Below are 19,555 nucleotides of genomic sequence, written 5' to 3'. Positions count from 1 at the left end.
ATCAGGTTGAGGCTGGTCTCGATGAACGCGTGTTCATGCTGCACTTCGGCGGCGGTCGCCTGGTACTTGGAGATATCCACCGTGCCCAGGGTGCTCATGTCGATGCCGGCGCCCGGGTGGAACAGGTTGGCCAGCAGCAGGCCGACGATGATCGCGATGGTGGTGACGACTTCAAAGTAGATGATGGTCTTCAGGCCGATACGCCCGAGCTTCTTGGCGTCGCCCACGCCGGCAATGCCGACGATCAGCGAGGAGATGACGATCGGGATCACGATCATCTTGATCAGACGGATAAAGATATCGCCTGCCGGTTGCAGGACGTTGCTGATCCACCAGGCTTTCTCGGCACTGAAGTGGTTGAGCAACGCACCAATTGCAATCCCTAATACCAGACCGATGAGGATCTGCCAGGCGAGGCTGAGTTTTGCCTTCTTCATTATCTTTACCCTTACTTGCGTTTGACTCAGGCACATGCAGCAACTGGAACGCTCTCTAGCGGAAAAGTCTGTGCATCTGCCTCCGTATAAGGTGCCCCGAAGCGCGTGTTTACGGCTCTTCGGCAGGCGAAAAAAGGCGCAACTATTCCGATGCAAGGTTGCGCCGTCTAATGCCGTAAACGCCTACCCTATGCCGAATCGGCATGAGCTTTTTTAATTGAAACTGGCGTCCCAACCGGTTCGATTACGACATTTCAGCCGGCATAAGTGCCGTGAACCGGCCATCACAGCGTAGATGGGTGGTTTTTTTAACGAGAAATTTCGACGGAAATTTTAAGAAAAAGCCTACGTTTGCAGACTAGATGTCCCACTGTTCAAAGGGATTCTTTCTCGATATACGGTCGCCATGAAACACCGCGAAATGTTTTCGCGCGCAGTGTGAGGCATAAAAAGATGAGCAGGACGCTCTGGATCAATGTTTTTGCATTGGATAAAGCTCAGCGCAAGTCCGTCGAACCACTGAGGGTCGGCGAACCTGCGTCGCAGCTTTTACCCTGACCCGGCCCTCGCGCAGGCACTCCCTGTACCCGTAGGTCACTCCGACCCTGCAACAGTCAGAACGTCCCGGCCCCTTGGTCATGCGCCAGCCTTCCTCGGGTAGGCGCAATAAAGGGCAGCGGGGCGCTGCCCTCATGTTCGAATCAATACCAGTTCGGATCTTTCTTCAGCGTTTCCATCAGCAGATTCTGCATACCCTCATCCGGTTTGCCGAGGAAGCGGTAAGTGGCATGTCGCGTTGGCGACTTGTCGGCCGGCAGTCCTTCGGGCACATCGACGAGCATGGCGTATGCGTCTTTCTTGTCGAAGCTGAAAGCCACGATCAAGCGGTGGTTCAGGCACTTGTCTGCGGATTCGCAGAGCGGGCCGACCAGATACTTGTCGCCATCTTCAGTCACGGCATTCATTTGCTGGTCTGGCGTGCCGGACAGGTTCAGTACCCATTCCGGCAGGCGCTCTTCGTGCTTCACAACGCCTTGCCAGGTTTCCCGGTATTGCGGGTCGGAGCTGAGCAGCTCGTTGACCCGCGCCTGGCCATCATTGGCCGCCATCGCCATGGCACTACCGCCCAGAAGCAGGGCGGCTGCCAGTGTCTTTAAAGCAATCATCGTTAACCTCGGCCGCGACGGCCAAAGAAGAAGGAAGCGATGAACATCACCAGGAACACGACAAAGAGAATCTTGGCGATACCCGTGGCGGTGCCCGCGATACCACCGAAGCCCAGTACGGCGGCGATGATGGCAATGATCAAGAATGTAATTGCCCAGCTCAACATGGTGATTCTCCTTACTTCTCTATTTAGGGATATTGCGTGTTCCGGCGCGATGCGCCTGAATTCTTCGGTTCGTCAGAAAACCCAGCGCTCTTCACGTGGCAGTTGATCCAGCGGCTGCGGCTGATCGACATCCATCATGCGCATCGAGGCGCTTTCGGCCTGACTGCTGCTGACGGCGCTGAAGTGCGTCTGCGTGCTGTGCTGCATCGAGATCAGTGGCTCAGGCTTGCGGCTGTTTTCCCAGCTCAGGTATTGCTGGCAGGCGATCAGGGTGATCAACAGTGCAAGTACGCCAAACAGGCCTTGCTGGATATGCAGTGGCGAGATACGCACTTGGGCGGCACGTTGGCGAGTCATCCTGGGTTCCTCACTCTTATTCGGTTGGGGCAGTGGAATCTGCCCGGGCTGAATGAGGTATTGCAGGCTGCATGCCAGTTTTTTATTTGAAAAATATTCAATAAAATCAATGGTTTGCGAGTGGGTGAAATTCAGCGACGGACGCATCCTGCACGATGGGTCATCTACGGTCGTGCGAAATGCATGATTATTTCGTAGGAGATTTCATTCTTATGGAATTGAGAGCACGTCGCGGATGTCAGAAAAGTACGCAGGGAACCCTCTGCAAATCGGTGAATGTTTAAAAACTCAACAAAATCAATGGATTGGCCGTCAAGGCAGGAGAGAGCTACCCTCCTATGGCTCGCATCGTTCAGAATCAACCATGCAACTTGCCCGATTTTTCCGGGACTAACCGAAGATCAATCACTATGGAGCGTAGGAAAAATGGAATCTGCCACTGAGCATCAAGGCCGCATTCTGCTGGTGGACGACGAGTCCGCCATCCTGCGAACCTTTCGTTACTGCCTCGAAGACGAAGGTTATACGGTGGCCACCGCCAACAGCGCGGCTCAGGCCGAGGCATTGTTGCAGCGCCAGGTGTTCGACCTGTGCTTCCTTGATTTGCGTCTGGGTGAAGACAACGGTCTCGACGTACTGGCGCAGATGCGCGTTCAGGCGCCATGGATGCGGGTGGTGATCGTCACCGCGCACTCGGCGGTCGATACCGCGGTGGACGCGATTCAGGCGGGCGCCGCCGACTATCTGGTCAAACCGTGCAGCCCCGACCAGTTGCGTCTGGCCACCGCCAAGCAACTGGAGGTGCGCCAGCTCTCGGCGCGGCTGGAAGCCCTTGAAGGCGAGATACGCAAACCCAAGGACGGCCTCGACTCTCACAGCCCGGCAATGAAAGTCGTGCTGGAAACAGCGCGTCAGGTCGCCGGTACCGACGCCAACATTCTTATCCTCGGCGAGTCCGGTACAGGTAAGGGCGAACTGGCCCGAGCCATCCATGGCTGGAGCAAGCGCGAGAAGAAATCCTGCGTGACCATCAACTGCCCGTCATTGACCGCTGAGCTGATGGAAAGCGAGCTGTTCGGTCACAGTCGTGGTGCGTTCACCGGCGCCAGTGAGAGCACCTTGGGCCGAGTCAACCAAGCGGACGGTGGCACGCTGTTTCTCGACGAGATCGGCGATTTTCCATTGACATTGCAACCGAAGTTGCTGCGTTTCATTCAGGACAAGGAATACGAGCGGGTAGGGGATCCAGTGACCCGTCGTGCCGATGTACGGATTCTCGCCGCGACCAACCTTAATCTCGAAGACATGGTGCGCGACGGGCGCTTCCGTGAAGACCTGTTGTATCGCCTCAACGTGATCACTTTGCATCTGCCGCCATTGCGCGAACGTGCCGAAGACATTCTGACCCTGGCCGACCGCTTCCTTGCGCGCTTCGTCAAAGAGTACGCGCGCCCGGCCCGAGGCTTCAGTGACGAAGCGCGAGAGGCGCTGCTGGGTTATCGCTGGCCGGGCAATATTCGCGAGCTGCGTAACGTGGTGGAGCGGGCGAGCATCATCTGCCCGCAGGAACGCGTGGAAATCAGCCACCTCGGCATGGCCGAGCAACCGGCGAACAACGCCCCTCGAGTCGGCGCCGCGCTGAGCCTCGATGAACTGGAAAAAGCCCACATTGGCGCGGTGCTGGCGACGGCGGGCACTCTGGATCAGGCAGCGAAAACCCTCGGCATCGACGCGTCGACCCTGTATCGCAAGCGCAAGCAGTACAACCTGTGAGCGCCCGACGATGAAGCTGGCGATGAAGTTGCGCACTCGCTTGTTCCTGAGCATTTCTGCGCTGATCACGGTCGCCTTGCTCGGGCTGTTGCTCGGGCTGGTCAGCGTGATGCAGATGGCCGGTACTCAGGAAGCAACGATCCGCAGCAACTTCGTGACCCTGGATCTGGGACTCAAATTGCGTCAGACCCTCGGCGATCAACTGGTGCTGATGCTGGCCGAAAAGCCCGATCCCGCCGCGTTCGAAGCGTCGAAGCAGCATTACCTGCAATTGCTGGATGAAGGCATTTCACAGCAGGTGGAGGACGATGGCCGGCAGTACGGGTTTACCCAGGCCAAGGCCGATTACCTGCGTTTCCTGCAGGCGTTCGAAATGTCGCGTGATCCGGGCAATGTGCTCAGTGGCAACAGCGACCTCAGAGAACGCTTCAACATTTTGCGCAATGGTTTGATTGCCGAGCACAAGCATGCGCTGGACAACATCAACGCGGTCCAGCATCACGCCCGGGAGCGAGCGCTGCTGGTCGCCGGCCTGCTGGGACTGGTAGGGCTGGCGGTGTTGATCATCGGCTTTGTCACCGCGCATGCGATTGCCCGGCGTTTCGGCGCGCCGATCGAGGCGCTGGCGCAAGCGGCGGACAACATCGGCCAGGGCAATTTCGAGGTGACGCTGCCGATTTCCTCGGCGATGGAAATGAACCAGTTGACCAAGCGCTTCGGGCTGATGGCCGAGGCGCTGCGCGAGCATCAGGCGACCAACGTCGACGAACTGCTGGCCGGTCAGCAGCGCTTGCAGGCGGTGCTCGACAGCATCGACGATGGCTTGCTGATGATCGACCGCGAAGGGCATCTGGAGCACCTTAATCCTGTGGCCCAGCGTCAGTTGGGCTGGGACAGTGACCGTCTTGGCCAGGGTCTCGGCAGCGCGCTTGAGCGCCCGGAGCTCGACGCACAGCTGCAACTGGTGCTGCGCGGCGGCACCCTTGAGCGCGCTCCGGAAGATTTGAGCATCGAGGTCGATGGCGAATCACGCTTGCTGACCTACAGCCTGACGCCGGTCAGCCACACTCAGGGGCATATTCTTGGTGCGGTGATGGTGCTGCACGACGTCACCGAGCAGCGCGCCTTCGAACGCGTACGCAGCGAGTTCGTGCTGCGTGCCTCCCATGAGCTGCGCACACCGGTCACCGGCATGCACATGGCGTTCGGGCTGTTTCGCGAGCGGGCGAAGTTTCCCCCGGAGTCACGTGAGGCGGACCTGCTCGACACGGTCAATGAAGAAATGCAGCGCCTGATGCAGTTGATCAACGACTTGCTCAACTTCTCGCGCTATCAGAACGGTTTGCAGAAACTCACCCTGGCGCCGTGCTCCATTGAAGATTTGCTGGAACAGGCGCAGTCGCGCTTCGCTGATTCGGCGGCGGCCAAGGGCATTGCCTTGAACGTCGAAGTGCAGGGGCCGTTGCCGCGCCTGCAGGCCGATCAGGCGCAACTCGACCGGGTGCTCGACAACCTGATCGACAATGCCCTGCGCCACACCGCTCGTGACGGGCAGATTCGCCTGCAGGCGCGCCGGCATGGCGAACGGGTGATCATCAGCGTCGAGGACAACGGCGAAGGCATTGCCTATGGGCAGCAAGGGCGGATTTTCGAACCTTTCGTGCAGGTCGGGCGCAAGAAGGGCGGCGCCGGCCTTGGCTTGGCGCTGTGCAAGGAAATCGTCCAGTTACATGGCGGACGCATGGGCGTCTATTCGCGGCCGGGGCAGGGCACGCAGTTCTACATGGCGCTGGCGGTCTAGGCTTCGTCATCCAGCCGGCGTCCGGCGAGGCGCCGTCCGCGGGTGATCAGTTCGATGAACTGCACCGCACTCAAGGCCTGGGCGAACAGCCAGCCCTGACCGAACTTGACCCCCTCACTGCTCAGAAACACGGCTTGCGCTTCGTGCTCGATGCCTTCGGCAATCACCTTCAGATCCAGTGCCTGCGCCATGTGAATGATGTGCGGAGCAACGCCGCTGCTGGCCGCGTCGTGACCGAGTGCGTCGATGAAGGCCTTGTCGATCTTCAGGCAATCCACCGGCAACGTCTGCAGGTAGGCGAGGCTGCAATAACCGGTGCCGAAATCGTCGATCAACACCTGATGCCCGACATCGCGCAAGGCTTGCAGGTTCTCCCGCGCCACCACCACGTCGATCAGCCCGCGCTCGGTGACTTCGAAGGCAATCTGCCGCGCTGCGACCCGGTGCAGGGTCAACAGCCTGGCCATGACCTGGCCGATGCGCGGCACCATCACGTCGCACGCCGCGAGGTTGACCGAGATGTACAGCTGCGGATTGGCGCGCAGCACCGGCCCCAATTGTTCCAGCAGCCGCTGCAGGACGAAATCGGTCATCTGCCGAATCTGCCCGGTGTTTTCCGCCAACGGAATGAACAGGTCGGGACTGGTCAGCGTGCCATCCGGGCGGCGCCAGCGCAGCAGGGCTTCGGCGCCCACGCAATTGCGGCTGTCGAGGTCGAAGATTGGTTGATACAGCACTTGCAGCTCGCCACGCCGAATCGCACCCTGCAGCTCGGCGTCCAGTGACTGGCGCTGGCGCACCAGCAGAAACACGAAGAATCCGGCAAACGCCCCCAGCAGCAGGCAGGCTGGCACCATCCACCACCAGACGGTGGGAATGTGCATGCCGCTGCGCGGGGTGATCAGCACCAACTGGTATTCCGGATTTTTGGTCGGCATGCGGTAGATCAGCCGTGACTGGGTGACTTGCAGGGCTTCGCGGCTCTTGGGTGGCCAGGTTTCGCTCGGTGGCCAGGTCTGCGCGGTGCCGAGTACCGGAATCGCTCGCTTGCCGTGATCCAGTACCACCAGCAGGCTGCTGTCCGGTGGCAGGTCGACCATGTCGGTCAAATGTCCGCGGGAGGTTGCGACACGGAAATTGCCGCGCCCGAGCATCAGCGCCGCGCGGTTTTCATCGGGTTCGGTGGTGGTATTGAGCCAGTAGCTGTAAGTCGGGCCCTTGATGTCCGGCGCGCGGACGACCGACAGCCCTTCCTGCCGGGGGCGGTTGGAGCAGATACGCGAACCGTCCATGTAGGCCGCTTCATAGACGAAACGATAGTTGAACGTGACCTGTTGCAGGGTGGCGATCATTTCCTCATCGCAACTGCGCAACGGCTGTGCCTGGAGGTCATCGAGACTTTCGCGCAATTGCCCGAACAGTTGCTCGAGGCGGGCCAGAAAACGCTCGCCCTGAGCGTTCATCTCCTGACTCTCGTTCTGTTCGATCTGGCGCATGGCGACGAACATTCCGCCGGCGATCAGCAGGCTTGCACTGAGGACAGCCGCGATCATCGCCAAAAACCACGGGCGATAAAACCAGCTACGCAGCGTCGCTCGGGTAGCAACCATCATGGAATATCCGAAGAATTACCAATGAGTTATAGCTGCTGATTTCGATTTCGCCCTGACCGTCGGGCGGGCGTCATTATTTTGTCTGATTGAGTACCAGCAACAACGCGGCTGTTTGCGCGTCCGGCAAACCGTCGAAACGGGAAGGGCGGAAGTGCATCTGGAACGCTGCGAGCACATGGCGCGTCGCTACATCCAGCTCGCCGGTTTGCGGGGTGTCATAACCGACACGCGCCAGTTGTTCCTGGAACCAGCTAATGCTCGGCAGTTCGGCGTTGAATTGCACTTGTTGCCGGGCTACCGCTTGTTCGTTGGGCCATACGCCGAGACCCTCGGCGGCCAGACGTTTCCATGGGAACAGTGGGCCGGGGTCGAGTTTGCGCAGGGGCGCGATGTCGCTGTGACCGATGATATGGCGCGGGCTGATGCCCTGACGCTGGCTGATGTCCTTGAGCAGGACGATAAGCGATTGAATTTGCGCTTCGCTGTACGGGTACCAGAGGCGCCCGGTCGGCGTGTCCTTGAAGCCTGGATTGACGATTTCGATGCCGATCGAACTGGAGTTGAGCCAGGTACGGCCCTGCCATTGGCTTTCCCCGGCGTGCCAGGCGCGCTGGTTTTCATCCATCAGTTTGTAGATGGTGGCGCTCTTGTCGTCGCCGATCAGGTAGTGGCTGCTGACTTCGCCGTGGGTCAGCAGTTGCAGCGAACGCGCGAGCGACGCCGAGGTGTAATGCACGATCACGAACTGCACGCGGCTGTCGTGATTGGCCGAAGGATGGCTGGTGTCGTAACGCGGGCCGCTGGCACAACCGGCCAGAACGAGCAGCGACGCGAGAAGGGTAAAAAATTTCATGGCAGGAGGCAGTACACGCAAGACAGTAATGCAACAGTGTAACGTACTGCCTCGGGTCTCGACGGCCGGCGGGCTGAATTAAACAAAATGGAACAATTACTCAGCCCAGCTCGACCCGGTTACGTCCGGCATTTTTCGCCCGGTACAGCGCCTGATCGGCTCTTTTGAGCACCAGATCGCTGTGTTCTCCCGTTTTGAACGACGCCAGGCCCATGGAAATGGTGATCGTCACCCGTTCTCCCTTGAAATGAAACGGGCAGGCTTCGATTGCCGCGCGCAGGCTTTCCAGCAGCTTGGCGCCCACCGCTGGCGTGGTGGCCGGCAACAGCAGCACGAACTCCTCGCCACCAAAGCGAGCAATGAAATCCGCAGCGCGCAGGCGTTTGCGCAGCACCGTGGCGATGATCTTCAGCACTTTGTCACCGGCCAGATGGCCGTAGTTGTCATTGATGCGCTTGAAATGATCGAGGTCGAGCATCGCCAGGCTCAAGGTATTGCCGTGTTGCTGCCACTGTTTGATTTCATGTTCGAGCCGCTCGCTCCAGGCTGCGCGGTTGGGCAGGCCGGTGAGCGGGTCGATCAGGGCTTTCTGCCGCTGTTCTTCCAGGTGTTCGCGAAAGCCCAGGGCTTCCTGCTCCATATGCGCTACGCGCTCGGCCAGCCCCTTCAGACGTGCTGCCACTTCCTGCTCGCGGGCATCGCGTTGTTTCTGGTGTTGATCCATGGTGCCGAGCAGGCCTTCCAGATGGTTCTCCAGCACCTGCTTGAGGTCATCCAGATCGGCCGCTTCCTGCACGCTGGTCTGCAAGCCGTCGACCTGCTCGCGGATCTGCGTGTCCATCGCCCGCGCCGCCGAGCTGTTGTCGGCGTGGCCTTCGCTCGCGGCCTGCAAGTTGCTCTGGAACGCTTCGAGGCGCTCGTTGAGTTGCTGCAGATAGGCTTCGAACTCGTGTTGGCCGCTGTCGGTGATTGCCAGCATCAACGTCGCAAGATCGTCGAGAATCGGTAGCAGTTCGTACCAGTTCAGGCCATTTTTCAACCGGTCGCGCATCGCCTCGGCCTGCGGGCGATGGCGCTCGGGCAGGGTCAGGTCGTCGAGCAGCCCGATCAGGGTGTCTTCGATGTGCTTGGCCACCGAGCTGTAGGACGGTTCGGGCGAGTCGGGCAGGGCGTAGAGAATGTCCTGCTCGGGTTGCTCCGGATCGATGGCGGCCAAGGCCTGGGCAATCGGTTCGGGTAGGGGCAGGCTGTCGAGGAGCAACGGTGCCGGGATGTCGCCCGGGTGGATCAACTCGTCGGGGTTGAACTCGGCAGCAGGCGCTGACGCTGTGATCGGGGTGATCGGGGTGATCGGCCATTCGGCTTCAGGTTCAGCCGCTGGCAGTGCAGTCGCAGCAACGGGTTCGCTGATCGGCTCGGCAGCAATGACCGGAGGCACGAACGCGAACACAGGTGATTCGGCCTGGGGTTGCACTGCTGGCGTTTGCTTATGCTCGGCCTCTGGTGGTTGCGCGATGGCCGCTGCGGTGACTGGAGCTGCCGGAATCGGCTCGACTGCTGCGGTTGGCGCGGGTACCGGCTCCAACGCAGGTTCGGCATGGCTCGGCGCTGGCGCCTGAGGTTGATCCGCGGCCTCCGGCGTCCCTTCACTGTCACGGCTGCCAAACAGGCGCTGCAAAAAGCCCGGCCGGTCGGGCTCGGGCGGCGTTTCCAGCTGGCTCAATGCCTTGCCCTGCAAACCACTGAGTTCACTCAGCAGCAGCGGCATTTCCCGTGCCTGGCCGACCCGACTGTCGAGTTGCTTGGCGAATTTCTTCAGCGGCTGGGCAACCTCTCGCGGCAGCGGCAAGGCTTGCAGCTGGGTGACCAGCGCGGTCAGTGCGGTGCTGACCTGATCGATTCGGGTTTCGCGGCGCTGCTCGGAATCGAGCACGGCTTTTTCCAGACGCGGCAGCAAGGCGGCAAGACCGGCGTCCATGTCGTCGGTGCGCACCACCTCGCGCATCTCTTTCATGCACTGATCAACGACCTTGTCGGTGCCTTCAGCGGCCAACGTGCTGCGCACCAGGCCACGACGCAGCAAGTCGAGCCGGGCGGCCCAGCGACGTTCGAGCTTGTCCTGTTGTTCGATGCTTTTGAGGTACTTCTCTTTCCAGCGCTGGGCGTCGTCGCTCATTCAGGGGTTCCGCGAGGGGCAGGACTCAACGCGGGCAATGCATCGGCCGTGAGCGAACCCGGCAGACGAATCTCTACCGCGACCGGCAGGTGATCGGAAATGGGTTGGGCCAGCACTTCGACCTTTTCCAGGGTCAGGGTCGGGCTGAGCAAAATATGATCAAGGCATCGCTGTGGCCGCCAGCTGGGAAATGTGGCTTGCATCTGCGGGGCCAGCAGGCCGAGATCGCGTAACGGTGACTGTTGTAGCAGATCACTGGCATGGGTGTTCATGTCGCCCATCAATATCTGGTGCTTGTAGCCACTGATCAGGTCACGAATATAGGCCAGTTGCAGGCTGCGTACCCGTGCGCCAAGCGCCAGATGCATCATCACCACCACGAGCGCCTCCGGACCTTCGCCGAAACGCAGCAGGATCGCGCCGCGACCTTTCGGGCCGGGCAGCGGATGATCTTCGATCGCCCACGGCTTCAGGCGACTGAGCACGCCGTTGCTGTGCTGGGCCAGTCGGCCGAGGTTGCGATTGAGTTGTTGATACCAGTAGGGGAAGGCGCCGAGGTGGGCCAGGTGTTCGACCTGATTGACGTAGCCTGAGCGCAGGCTGCCGCCATCGGCTTCCTGCAGAGCGACCAGATCGAAGTCGCCGAGCAGGTCGCCGATCTTTTGCAGATTGCCTGAGCGCCCGGTGTGCGGCAGCAGATGCTGCCAGCTGCGCGTCAGGTAATGCCGATAGCGCTCGGTGCTGATGCCGACCTGGATATTGAAGCTGAGCAGGCGCAGACGATGGTCTGCGGGCAGGCCCGTGGCTTCCAGATGATGCTCGTTGACCTGCGGATCATGCAGGCCAACGATGCGTTCGGTGCCCCAGCGGCGCATGGCGGTAACCGCGCTTAGTTGGCAGCTGCCTTGTTGGCCGCTCGCTCTTTGGCGACCAGTTGGTCAGCCAGCTTCAGGGCTTCTTCGGCACCACCGGCAGAGCCGATGTCGAAGCGGTACTTGCCGTTGACGATCATGGTCGGAACGCCACTGATCTCATACTTCTTGGCCAACTCTTTGGCTTTTACGATCTGGCCTTTGATGGCGAACGAGTTGAAAGTTGCGAGAAACTTGTCTTTGTCGACGCCTTGGGTAGCCAGGAATTCGGCCATTTCCGTTGGGTCGGTCAGGCGCTTGTGTTGCTTCTGGATGGCTTCAAACACGGCAGCGTGAACCTTGTGCTCGACACCCATCGCTTCCAGGGTCAGGAACATCTGGCCGTGAGCATCCCACGGGCCGCCGAACATTGCAGGAATACGCACGAAGTTGACGTCCGATGGTAATTTCTCAACCCATGGATTGATCACCGGCTCGAACGCGTAGCAGTGCGGGCAGCCGTACCAGAACAGCTCCACCACTTCGATCTTGCCTGGTTCTGCCACCGGCACCGGGTTGGCCAATTCGACGTAAGGGGCGGCGGGTGCTTCGGCAGCCTGGGCGGTCACGCCGAACAGGCTGGCAGCGACGAGAGCGGCGCTGATGATCAGATTACGCATGCTTTACTCCTGGACAATTTTGGTCGCCTCGCGCGACCTGTTTTCAGACAGATCCTGGCGGGCATGAGTTCTGTAGTGTAACGGCAGCGGCCACAAAAAAGGGCGGCCAAAGCCACCCTTTTTATACTTGCTGCGACGGATTAATCGAGCGTTAACGTTGCCCGGGTTCTATCGCTGCCATGTGCGGTCTCAGTGCAGACCTTGAATGTAGGTGGCGACTGCGGCGATGTCTTCATCGCTCAGTTTGCGCGCGATGGTGCGCATGGTCATCGCGTCGCCATCGTTGCTGCGGCCGGCGGTCGGGTCTTCCTTGCGGAAGTCGGTCAGTTGCTTGGCGATGTATTGCGCGTGCTGGCCACCCAGGTGCGGGAAACCGGCGGCGGCGTTGCCGGCACCGTTCGGCGAGTGGCAGCCGGTGCAGGCTGGCAGGCCTTTTTCCAGGTTGCCGCCACGGAACAGGGCCTCACCACGGGCGACGATTTTTGGATCAGCGGCGCCGACGCTGCCTTTCTGGCTGGCGAAGTAGGCGGCGATGTCGGCCAGATCCTGATCGCTCAGGTTGGTCAGCAGGCCCGTCATCTCCAGAACGGTGCGCTTGCCCGACTTGATGTCGTGCAGTTGCTTGGTCAGGTAGCGTTCACCTTGACCGGCCAGTTTCGGGAAGTTTGGCGCCATGCTGTTGCCATCCGGACCATGGCAGGCCCCGCATACGGCGGCTTTGGCCTGGCCGGCGGCGGCATCGCCGGCAGCATGGGCGAAGCCTGAAATTCCCACGGTCAACAGCAGACTCACGATCAGTTTGTTCATCAGCTAATCCAACTACGGCTAAGGGTTAAGAGTTATGGACCGGGCTTACTCTTGCTCATCCAGAGGATGATGGCTCGGTAATCCTCGGCACTGCAGTCCATGCACAAACCACGCGGCGGCATCGCCTTGAAACCCTGGGTCACGTGTTGCACCAGCGTCTCCATACCTTTCGCCAACCTCGGCGTCCAAGCTGCCTGATCGCCTCTTTCGGGCGCCATGGGTAGTTGGCCGGAATGACAGGCACCACAAACACGGTTGTACACGGCTTCCGGTTCCTGTGTAGCCTGTGCGCCGCAAAGCGGTATCAGGACTCCGGCAGCCAGCAGCCATTTCGTCATAAAACGACCTTTTCAGGGTTGAGAGCGTTCTGCGTTCTGATGCGCAATCAAGGTCTTTGGCTCTCGTGAACTTCATCCTTCGCTGGGACAAAGCACACACAAAATCTGCGGCATTATATACTGGCGTCACTGAAACGGAAGCGACACCGCGTTCCGCGCCCAATCCCGGCGCCGCCCACATCGGAAATCCCATGCAACTCAAGAATCCCATCCTCGGCCTGTGCCAACAGTCCACGTTCATGCTCAGTGCCGCCAAAGTCGATCAATGCCCTGACGACGAAGGCTTCGAAGTGGCATTCGCCGGTCGTTCCAACGCCGGCAAATCCAGCGCGCTGAACACCCTGACTCACGCCAGCCTGGCGCGCACCTCGAAAACCCCGGGTCGCACACAGCTGTTGAACTTCTTCAAGCTAGACGATGAACGGCGTCTGGTCGACCTGCCGGGGTACGGTTATGCAAAAGTACCGATCCCGCTCAAGCAACACTGGCAGCGTCACCTCGAGGCTTACCTCGGTGGACGCGAGAGTTTGAAGGGTTTGATTCTGATGATGGACATCCGTCATCCAATGACCGACTTTGACCTGTTGATGCTCGACTGGGCGGTTGCCGCGGGTATGCCGATGCACATCCTGCTGACCAAGGCCGACAAACTGACCTACGGCGCCGCCAAGAACACGCTGCTCAAGGTGCAGTCGGAAATCCGCAAGGGCTGGGGTGATCTGGTGACGATCCAGCTGTTCTCGGCACCAAAACGCATGGGCCTGGAAGAGGCCTACACTGTGTTGGCAGGCTGGATGGAACTGGCGGACAAGGGCGCCGAAGCGGCGACCGAGGCAGAATAAGGGAATTTCAAAAACTGTCTGTGGTGCTGCCAGGCAAGGCAAAAGCGCAACAAAAAAGCGGAGTTTAGGGGACCTAAATGAGCATTTTTTGTTGCGCTTTTAACGCAGCATGGCTGCGCCACAGGCAGTTTTGAGGCAAAAAAAGCCCCGGACTTCATATGGGGAGGGAGAAGTTCCGGGGTTCAAGTTCCGAACCGCTAGGGCGGGGTTCAGATATCTGCCAACACTTAACACAACATAGGAGCATCGAAGGGCTTCACCAGCCATTCAGTATCTCTGAGTAGCGAGTTGTCAGATTAGTTCAGATTTTTTTCAAAAAGCTTTGGAATAAGCCAAAGCGCGTTTCGAAATAAGCCCGATACAGCCGTTTGCCGCGACAGTGTGTCACGGCAAACGCCCGTTCCAGACGCCTCAGTGCGCCTCATCCCAGTTGTTGCCGACGCCGACTTCCACCAGCAACGGCACGTCCAGTTTCGCCGCTTCGCTCATGTGCAGGCGGATTTCCTGGCTCACCTGATCGACCAGATCCTCGCGAACCTCCAGTACCAGTTCGTCGTGCACCTGCAGGATGACTTTGGCGTCCAGCCCGGACGATGCCAGCCAGTTATCCACCGCCACCATGGCTTTCTTGATGATGTCGGCGGCGGTGCCTTGCATCGGCGCGTTGATCGCCGTGCGCTCGGCGGCGGCGCGTTCCTGTGGCTTGTTCGAGTTGATCTCCGGCAAATACAGGCGACGACCGAAGAAGGTTTCCACATAACCTTGATCCGCAGCCTGTTTGCGGGTGCGCTCCATGTATTCGCGCACACCCGGGTAGCGGGCGAAGTAGGTGTCGATGTAAGCCTTGGCAGTCTTGGTGTCGACGCCGATGTCCTTGCCGAGTTTCTGCGCGCCCATGCCGTAGATCAGGCCGAAGTTGATCGCCTTGGCGCCACGGCGCTGGTCGGAAGTCACTTCATTGAGCTCGACCTTGAACACTTCGGCGGCGGTGGCGGTGTGCACGTCCAGATTGTTGCGGAAGGCGTTCATCAGGCCTTCGTCCTTGGACAAGTGGGCCATGATCCGCAGTTCGATCTGCGAATAGTCCGCCGCCAGCAGTTTGTAGCCCTTTGGCGCGACGAACGCCTGACGGATACGCCGGCCTTCAGCGGTACGCACCGGGATGTTCTGCAGGTTCGGATCGCTGGAAGACAAACGCCCGGTGGACGCCACGGCCTGGTGATACGAGGTGTGGATACGCCCGGTTCGCGGGTTGATCTGCTCCGGCAGGCGATCGGTGTAGGTGCTTTTCAGCTTGCTCATGGAACGGTGTTCCATCAGCACTTTCGGCAGACGGTGATCGTCCTCGGCGAGCTTGGCCAACACTTCCTCGGCGGTCGATGGCTGGCCCTTGGCGGTTTTCTTCAGCACCGGCAGGCCGAGTTTTTCGTAGAGGATCACGCCCAACTGCTTCGGCGAGCCGAGGTTGAATTCTTCGCCGGCGATCTCGAACGCTTCGCGCTCCAGCGCGACCATCTTGTTGCCCAACTCGATGCTCTGGATGCCGAGCAGCTCAGCGTCGACAAACGCGCCTTGGCGTTCGATGCGCGCCAGCACCGGCACCAGCGGAATCTCGATGTCGGTCAGCACGCTGGCCAGGCTCGGGATCGCGCTGAGTTTGTCGAACAGGGTCTGGTGCAGGCGCAGGGTGATGTCGGCGTCCTCGGCAGCATACGGCCCGGCCTGCTCCAGTGCGATCTGGTCGAAGGTCAGCTGCTTGGCGCCTTTGCCGGCGATGTCCTGGAAGCTCACGGTGGTGTGATCCAGGTACTTCTGCGCGAGGCTGTCCATGTCGTGGCGGGTGGCGGTGGAGTTGAGCACGTAGGACTCAAGCATGGTGTCGAAGGCAATCCCGCGCACGTTGATGCCCTGGCTCTGATCGCCACCGATGGCGCAGTTGGCCAGAATGTTCATGTCGAACTTGGCGTGCTGGCCGACCTTGAGTTTGTTCGGATCTTCCAGAATCGGCTTGAGTGCGCGCAGCACGGTGTCGCGATCCAGTTGCTCGGGCACGCCGATGTAGGAGTGGGTCAACGGAATGTACGCCGCTTCGTTGGCCTGCACCGCGAACGACAGGCCGACCAGTTGCGCCTGTTGCGCGTCGATGCCGGTGGTTTCGGTGTCGAAGGCGAACAGCTTGGCGTTGTTCAGTTTCTCCAGCCAGACGTCGAAACGCGCCTGATCGAGGATGGTTTCGTAGGCGGCTTCAGCGGGGGCGGCGGGCGTCTCATCCACTGGCGCGCTGAACAGATCGCCAGCCGGCGCAGGCTCGGCGGCCGCGCTCAGTTCCTGGCGCTTGGCATCGCGATCCAGATCATTCAGCCAGCTCTTGAATTCCAGCAGGGTGTAGAGCTCGTAGAGCTTGGCCGGGTCTTCCGCGCCCATTTGCAGGTCGTCGAGGCCAATGTCCAACGGCACGTCGACTTTGATGGTCGCCAGTTGATAGGAGAGGAACGCCATCTCCTTGTGCTCTTCGAGCTTGGCCGGCAGAGTCTTGGCCCCGCGAATCGGCAGCGTCGGAACGATGTCGAGATTCGCGTAAAGCTCGGTGAGGCCGCCGTTGACGCCCACCAGCAGGCCGGATGCGGTCTTTGGACCGATGCCGGGAACGCCCGGAATGTTGTCGGAAGAATCGCCCATCAGCGCCAGATAATCGATGATCTGCTCGGGTGCGACGCCGAATTTCTCCTTCACGCCCTCCACATCCATCGAGCTACCGGACATGGTGTTGACCAAGGTAATGTGGCCATCGACCAGTTGCGCCATGTCCTTGTCGCCGGTGGAGATGATCACCGGGCGATCCGCCGCCGCGCTGCTGCGGGCGAGGGTGCCGATCACGTCGTCCGCCTCGACGCCGTCCACACACAGCAGCGGGAAGCCGAGGGCGATCACGCTCTGGTGCAGCGGTTCGATCTGCACGCGCATGTCGTCGGGCATGCTCGGACGGTTGGCCTTGTATTCGGCGTACATCTCATCGCGAAACGTCCCGCCCTTGGCATCGAAGACCACGGCGAACGGGCTATCCGGGTACTGCTTGCGCAGACTCTTGAGCATGTTCAGCACACCTTTGACCGCGCCGGTCGGCAGGCCTTTGGAGGTGGTCAGCGGTGGCAGGGCATGGAAAGCGCGGTACAGGTAAGACGAACCGTCCACCAGGACGAGGGGGGCTTGGCTCATGAGCAGAATCAACCTTTTCGGCGGGCCCGGCGCTAGAATAGCGGGACCGTTGACGACAAAGGGACAAGGTTATCATGCGTACGTTAAATCGCTTGCTGCTGGTCGGTTTGATTGCGGCCTCACCATTGGCCGCGATGGCGGCGGATGATGCGCCGTCAAAGGAGCCGGAAGTTACCATCAACACGCACACCGAAGGCGACAAGGTCATTCAGGAATACAGCCGCAGCGGCTTCGTCTATGCGATCAAGGTCACGCCGAAGGGTGGCAAACCGTATTTTCTGGTGCGCGCCGATGGTTCGGACGTGAACTACATCCGTTCCGACCAGCCGGATATGCTGATTCCGTCGTGGGAAATCTTTACCTGGAAGTAAGATTCCCGACTTTTAATCGGCGCCGCTTGATCGCGGCGCCCGAACTGAGCAGTTTTTAACCATGTCTGTGTTCACCCCCCTGGCTCGGCCCGAGCTGGAAACCTTTCTCGCCCCTTACGGGCTCGGCCGTCTGCTTGATTTCCAGGGGATCGCCGCCGGCAGCGAAAACACCAATTTCTTTATCAGCCTGGAGCAGGGCGAATTCGTCCTGACCCTGGTCGAGCGCGGCCCTGTGCAGGAAATGCCGTTCTTCATCGACCTGCTCGACGTGCTGCACGAGGCTGATCTGCCGGTGCCCTACGCGCTGCGTACCACTGACGGCGTGGCCCTGCGTGAACTGAAGGGTAAACCGGCATTGCTCCAGCCGCGGCTGTCCGGCAAGCACATCAAAGTCGCCAACGCCCAGCATTGCGCGCAGGTCGGTGAGTTGCAGGCGCATCTGCACCTGGCGACCCAGGGCGAGCGCATGATCAAGCGCAAGACCGATCGTGGCCTGGACTGGATGCTGGAGGAGGGCACCGAGTTTCTCTCGCATCTGGCGGACGAGCCGCGTGCGCTGCTGCACAAGGCGCTGGAGGAAATCACGGCGCAGAAAGACAGAATCCTCGCGCTGCCACGGGCCAATATTCATGCTGACCTGTTCCGCGATAACGCGATGTTCGAAGGCACGCACCTGACCGGGTTGATCGACTTCTATAACGCTTGCTCGGGGCCGATGCTCTATGACGTGGCGATTGCCTTGAACGACTGGTGTTCGGATGAGGATGGGCTGATTGACGGGCCGCGTGCCCGCGCATTCCTCGGTGCCTATGCGGCGCTGCGCCCGTTCACTGCCGCCGAAGCGGAGCTATGGCCGACCATGCTGCGCGTGGCCTGTGTGCGCTTCTGGTTGTCACGATTGATCGCCGCCGAGCAGTTTGCCGGGCAGGACGTGCTGATTCACGATCCGAAGGAGTTCGAGCAGCGGCTGGCACAGCGGCAGCAGGTCAGCACCCCTCTACCGTTCGCGCTTTAATTTGTGGCGAGCGAGCTTGCTCGCGCTGGGTTGCGAAGCAGCCCCAAAATTCTGGCAGTCAGCCATATTTTGTGAGTGCTGCGCACTCAAGCGGGAGCAAGCTCCCTCGCCACAGGTTTTGCGTTGTTACAACGATTCCAGGCACCCGGCCAGATCGTTGCCCAGTTTCTCCAGCACCTGCTCATACCCCTGAGCCGTCGCCGGCGTATAGCCGCCCAGTGCATCCAGTTCCGCCAGCTTCACCGGCAGGCCAGCCACCAGGGTTTCCGCCAGGCGTGGACGCAGCGGCGGTTCGCTGAACACACAGGTCTTTCCCACTTCCTGCAGACGCTTGCGCATTGCCGCCACATGCTGCGCGCCCGGCTGCACTTCCGCCGCTACGCTGAACACGCCTGTGTGTTTCAGGCCGTAAGCGTCCTCGAAGTAGTCGAAGGCTTCGTGGAACACGAAGTACGGTTTGCCTTCAATGCCGGCCAGACGCTTCTTCAAGCGCGCGTCCAGCGCATCTAGACGCTCGTCGAAGGCCTTGGCGTTGCTCTGATAGCGTTCGGCGTTGGCTGGGTCGACTGCACTGAGGTCGGCCGCCATCTTGTTGGCAATCACCCGCGCATTCACCGGCGATAGCCACAAATGGGCATCAAGGGTGCCCGGGCGGTGATCGTGATCATGCTCGTCGGCGTCTTCGGCGTGGGAGTGGCTGTCTTCGGCAAAGCGGCGCAACTTCATGCCCGGCAGGTCCTGCACGGCGACGCTCGGCAACGTACGACCGTTCAGCACGCGCGGCAGGAAACCTTCCATGTCCGGGCCGATCCAGTACAGCAGGTCCACCGATTGCACCTTGCGCACGTCGGATGGGCGCAGCGCGTAGTTGTGCGGTGACGCGCCCGGCGGCAGCAGCACTTCCGGGATGGCTACACCGTCCTGCACGGCCGCGGCAATCAACTGCAGCGGTTTGATGCTGGTGAGAACCTTGACCTCGGCCTGAGCCGAACCGATCAGCAGAAAACTGGCGACAAAAGCCACAAAAACAGAAAAAAGTCGGGACACGATGACCACTCAAGGAGGCGAGAACGGGTAACATAATAACGTCTC

17 protein-coding genes and 1 pseudogene (1 of these 18 only partly in view) are annotated in these 19,555 nt (G+C 60.3%); 5 read left to right on the top strand and 13 right to left on the bottom strand.

Annotation, left to right across the window (positions count from 1 at the left end; all coding sequences use genetic code 11):
• From gltP to ACIP8I_RS17235, 4 genes and pseudogenes are all read right to left on the bottom strand, one after another.
• Nucleotides 1-437 (bottom strand): annotated as a pseudogene (gene gltP / locus ACIP8I_RS17250) (glutamate/aspartate:proton symporter GltP) (it extends 901 nt beyond the left edge of the window).
• A 701-nt stretch (nucleotides 438-1,138) separates the two neighbouring features.
• Nucleotides 1,139-1,603, bottom strand: a complete 465-nt coding sequence (locus ACIP8I_RS17245) for an inhibitor of vertebrate lysozyme family protein (RefSeq protein ID WP_400762600.1) — start codon at nucleotides 1,601-1,603, stop codon at nucleotides 1,139-1,141.
• 2 nt (nucleotides 1,604-1,605) lie between these two features.
• Nucleotides 1,606-1,770, bottom strand: coding sequence for a DUF1328 domain-containing protein (locus ACIP8I_RS17240; RefSeq protein ID WP_003177151.1), 165 nt, complete (start codon nucleotides 1,768-1,770; stop codon nucleotides 1,606-1,608).
• Nucleotides 1,771-1,842: 72 nt separating this feature from the next.
• The gene (locus tag ACIP8I_RS17235; protein ID WP_258677587.1) at nucleotides 1,843-2,127 is read right to left on the bottom strand and encodes a hypothetical protein; all 285 of its coding nucleotides are present in this window, start codon (nucleotides 2,125-2,127) and stop codon (nucleotides 1,843-1,845) included.
• Between the two features lie 426 nt (nucleotides 2,128-2,553).
• On the opposite strand from ACIP8I_RS17235, the gene algB reads away from it, so the two are divergent.
• Nucleotides 2,554-3,900: a sigma-54-dependent response regulator transcription factor AlgB gene (gene algB, locus ACIP8I_RS17230; RefSeq protein ID WP_003220286.1), complete on the top strand. Its 1,347-nt coding sequence runs from the start codon at nucleotides 2,554-2,556 to the stop codon at nucleotides 3,898-3,900.
• Nucleotides 3,901-3,910: 10 nt separating this feature from the next.
• Nucleotides 3,911-5,701 (top strand): KinB sensor domain-containing domain, encoded by a 1,791-nt coding sequence (locus ACIP8I_RS17225; RefSeq protein WP_400762597.1) that lies wholly within the window; start codon nucleotides 3,911-3,913, stop codon nucleotides 5,699-5,701.
• On the opposite strand, the gene ACIP8I_RS17220 is transcribed toward ACIP8I_RS17225, so the two are convergent.
• The 7 genes from ACIP8I_RS17220 to ACIP8I_RS17190 all read right to left on the bottom strand — a co-directional run bounded on the left by ACIP8I_RS17220 (nucleotide 5,698) and on the right by ACIP8I_RS17190 (nucleotide 13,019).
• Nucleotides 5,698-7,311 carry an EAL domain-containing protein gene (locus ACIP8I_RS17220; RefSeq protein ID WP_400762641.1) on the bottom strand — a complete coding sequence of 538 codons (1,614 nt, stop codon included), beginning with the start codon at nucleotides 7,309-7,311 and terminating at the stop codon, nucleotides 5,698-5,700. The two genes, ACIP8I_RS17225 and ACIP8I_RS17220, sit on opposite strands and share 4 nt — an antisense overlap.
• Before the next feature lie 76 nt (nucleotides 7,312-7,387).
• Entirely contained in the window at nucleotides 7,388-8,167 is a 780-nt protein-coding gene (locus ACIP8I_RS17215; protein ID WP_400762595.1) for an N-acetylmuramoyl-L-alanine amidase, read from the bottom strand.
• A gap of 100 nt (nucleotides 8,168-8,267) precedes the next feature.
• The gene (locus ACIP8I_RS17210) at nucleotides 8,268-10,343 is read right to left on the bottom strand and encodes a diguanylate cyclase (protein WP_400762593.1); all 2,076 of its coding nucleotides are present in this window, start codon (nucleotides 10,341-10,343) and stop codon (nucleotides 8,268-8,270) included.
• The gene (locus ACIP8I_RS17205; RefSeq protein ID WP_400762591.1) at nucleotides 10,340-11,218 is read right to left on the bottom strand and encodes an endonuclease/exonuclease/phosphatase family protein; all 879 of its coding nucleotides are present in this window, start codon (nucleotides 11,216-11,218) and stop codon (nucleotides 10,340-10,342) included. The genes ACIP8I_RS17210 and ACIP8I_RS17205 overlap by 4 nt, the downstream gene beginning before the upstream one ends.
• Nucleotides 11,219-11,232: 14 nt before the next feature.
• Nucleotides 11,233-11,874 (bottom strand): thiol:disulfide interchange protein DsbA/DsbL, encoded by a 642-nt coding sequence (locus tag ACIP8I_RS17200; RefSeq protein WP_400762589.1) that lies wholly within the window; start codon nucleotides 11,872-11,874, stop codon nucleotides 11,233-11,235.
• Nucleotides 11,875-12,063: 189 nt separating this feature from the next.
• A complete protein-coding gene (locus ACIP8I_RS17195) occupies nucleotides 12,064-12,681 on the bottom strand; it encodes a cytochrome c (protein ID WP_007962749.1) in 618 nt (205 codons plus the stop codon).
• Between the two features lie 32 nt (nucleotides 12,682-12,713).
• Entirely contained in the window at nucleotides 12,714-13,019 is a 306-nt protein-coding gene (locus ACIP8I_RS17190; RefSeq protein WP_329696837.1) for a c-type cytochrome, read from the bottom strand.
• 191 nt (nucleotides 13,020-13,210) lie between these two features.
• On the opposite strand from ACIP8I_RS17190, the gene yihA reads away from it, so the two are divergent.
• Nucleotides 13,211-13,861, top strand: a complete 651-nt coding sequence (gene yihA, locus ACIP8I_RS17185; protein WP_003220309.1) for a ribosome biogenesis GTP-binding protein YihA/YsxC — start codon at nucleotides 13,211-13,213, stop codon at nucleotides 13,859-13,861.
• 411 nt (nucleotides 13,862-14,272) lie between these two features.
• Here the strand turns inward: yihA and polA are convergent, their stop codons facing one another.
• A complete protein-coding gene (polA, locus tag ACIP8I_RS17180) occupies nucleotides 14,273-17,077 on the bottom strand; it encodes a DNA polymerase I (RefSeq protein ID WP_367082268.1) in 2,805 nt (934 codons plus the stop codon).
• A 74-nt stretch (nucleotides 17,078-17,151) separates the two neighbouring features.
• Between polA and ACIP8I_RS17175 the strand changes: the two genes are divergently transcribed.
• Both ACIP8I_RS17175 and ACIP8I_RS17170 read left to right on the top strand, forming a co-directional pair.
• Entirely contained in the window at nucleotides 17,152-17,448 is a 297-nt protein-coding gene (locus ACIP8I_RS17175) for a DUF2782 domain-containing protein (RefSeq protein ID WP_007962757.1), read from the top strand.
• A gap of 61 nt (nucleotides 17,449-17,509) precedes the next feature.
• Nucleotides 17,510-18,463: a homoserine kinase gene (locus ACIP8I_RS17170; RefSeq protein WP_400762586.1), complete on the top strand. Its 954-nt coding sequence runs from the start codon at nucleotides 17,510-17,512 to the stop codon at nucleotides 18,461-18,463.
• A 126-nt stretch (nucleotides 18,464-18,589) separates the two neighbouring features.
• Here ACIP8I_RS17170 and ACIP8I_RS17165 read toward each other — a convergent pair whose 3' ends face one another.
• Entirely contained in the window at nucleotides 18,590-19,510 is a 921-nt protein-coding gene (locus ACIP8I_RS17165) for a zinc ABC transporter substrate-binding protein (protein WP_400762584.1), read from the bottom strand.
• Nucleotides 19,511-19,555: the final 45 nt, after the last annotated feature.

Origin of the sequence: Pseudomonas sp. NPDC088414, assembly GCF_044753325.1 — a bacterium.
Taxonomy (GTDB): domain Bacteria; phylum Pseudomonadota; class Gammaproteobacteria; order Pseudomonadales; family Pseudomonadaceae; genus Aquipseudomonas.
The sequence above is the reverse complement of the archived record's forward strand: the minus strand, read 5'-3'. Positions and strand labels throughout refer to the sequence as shown.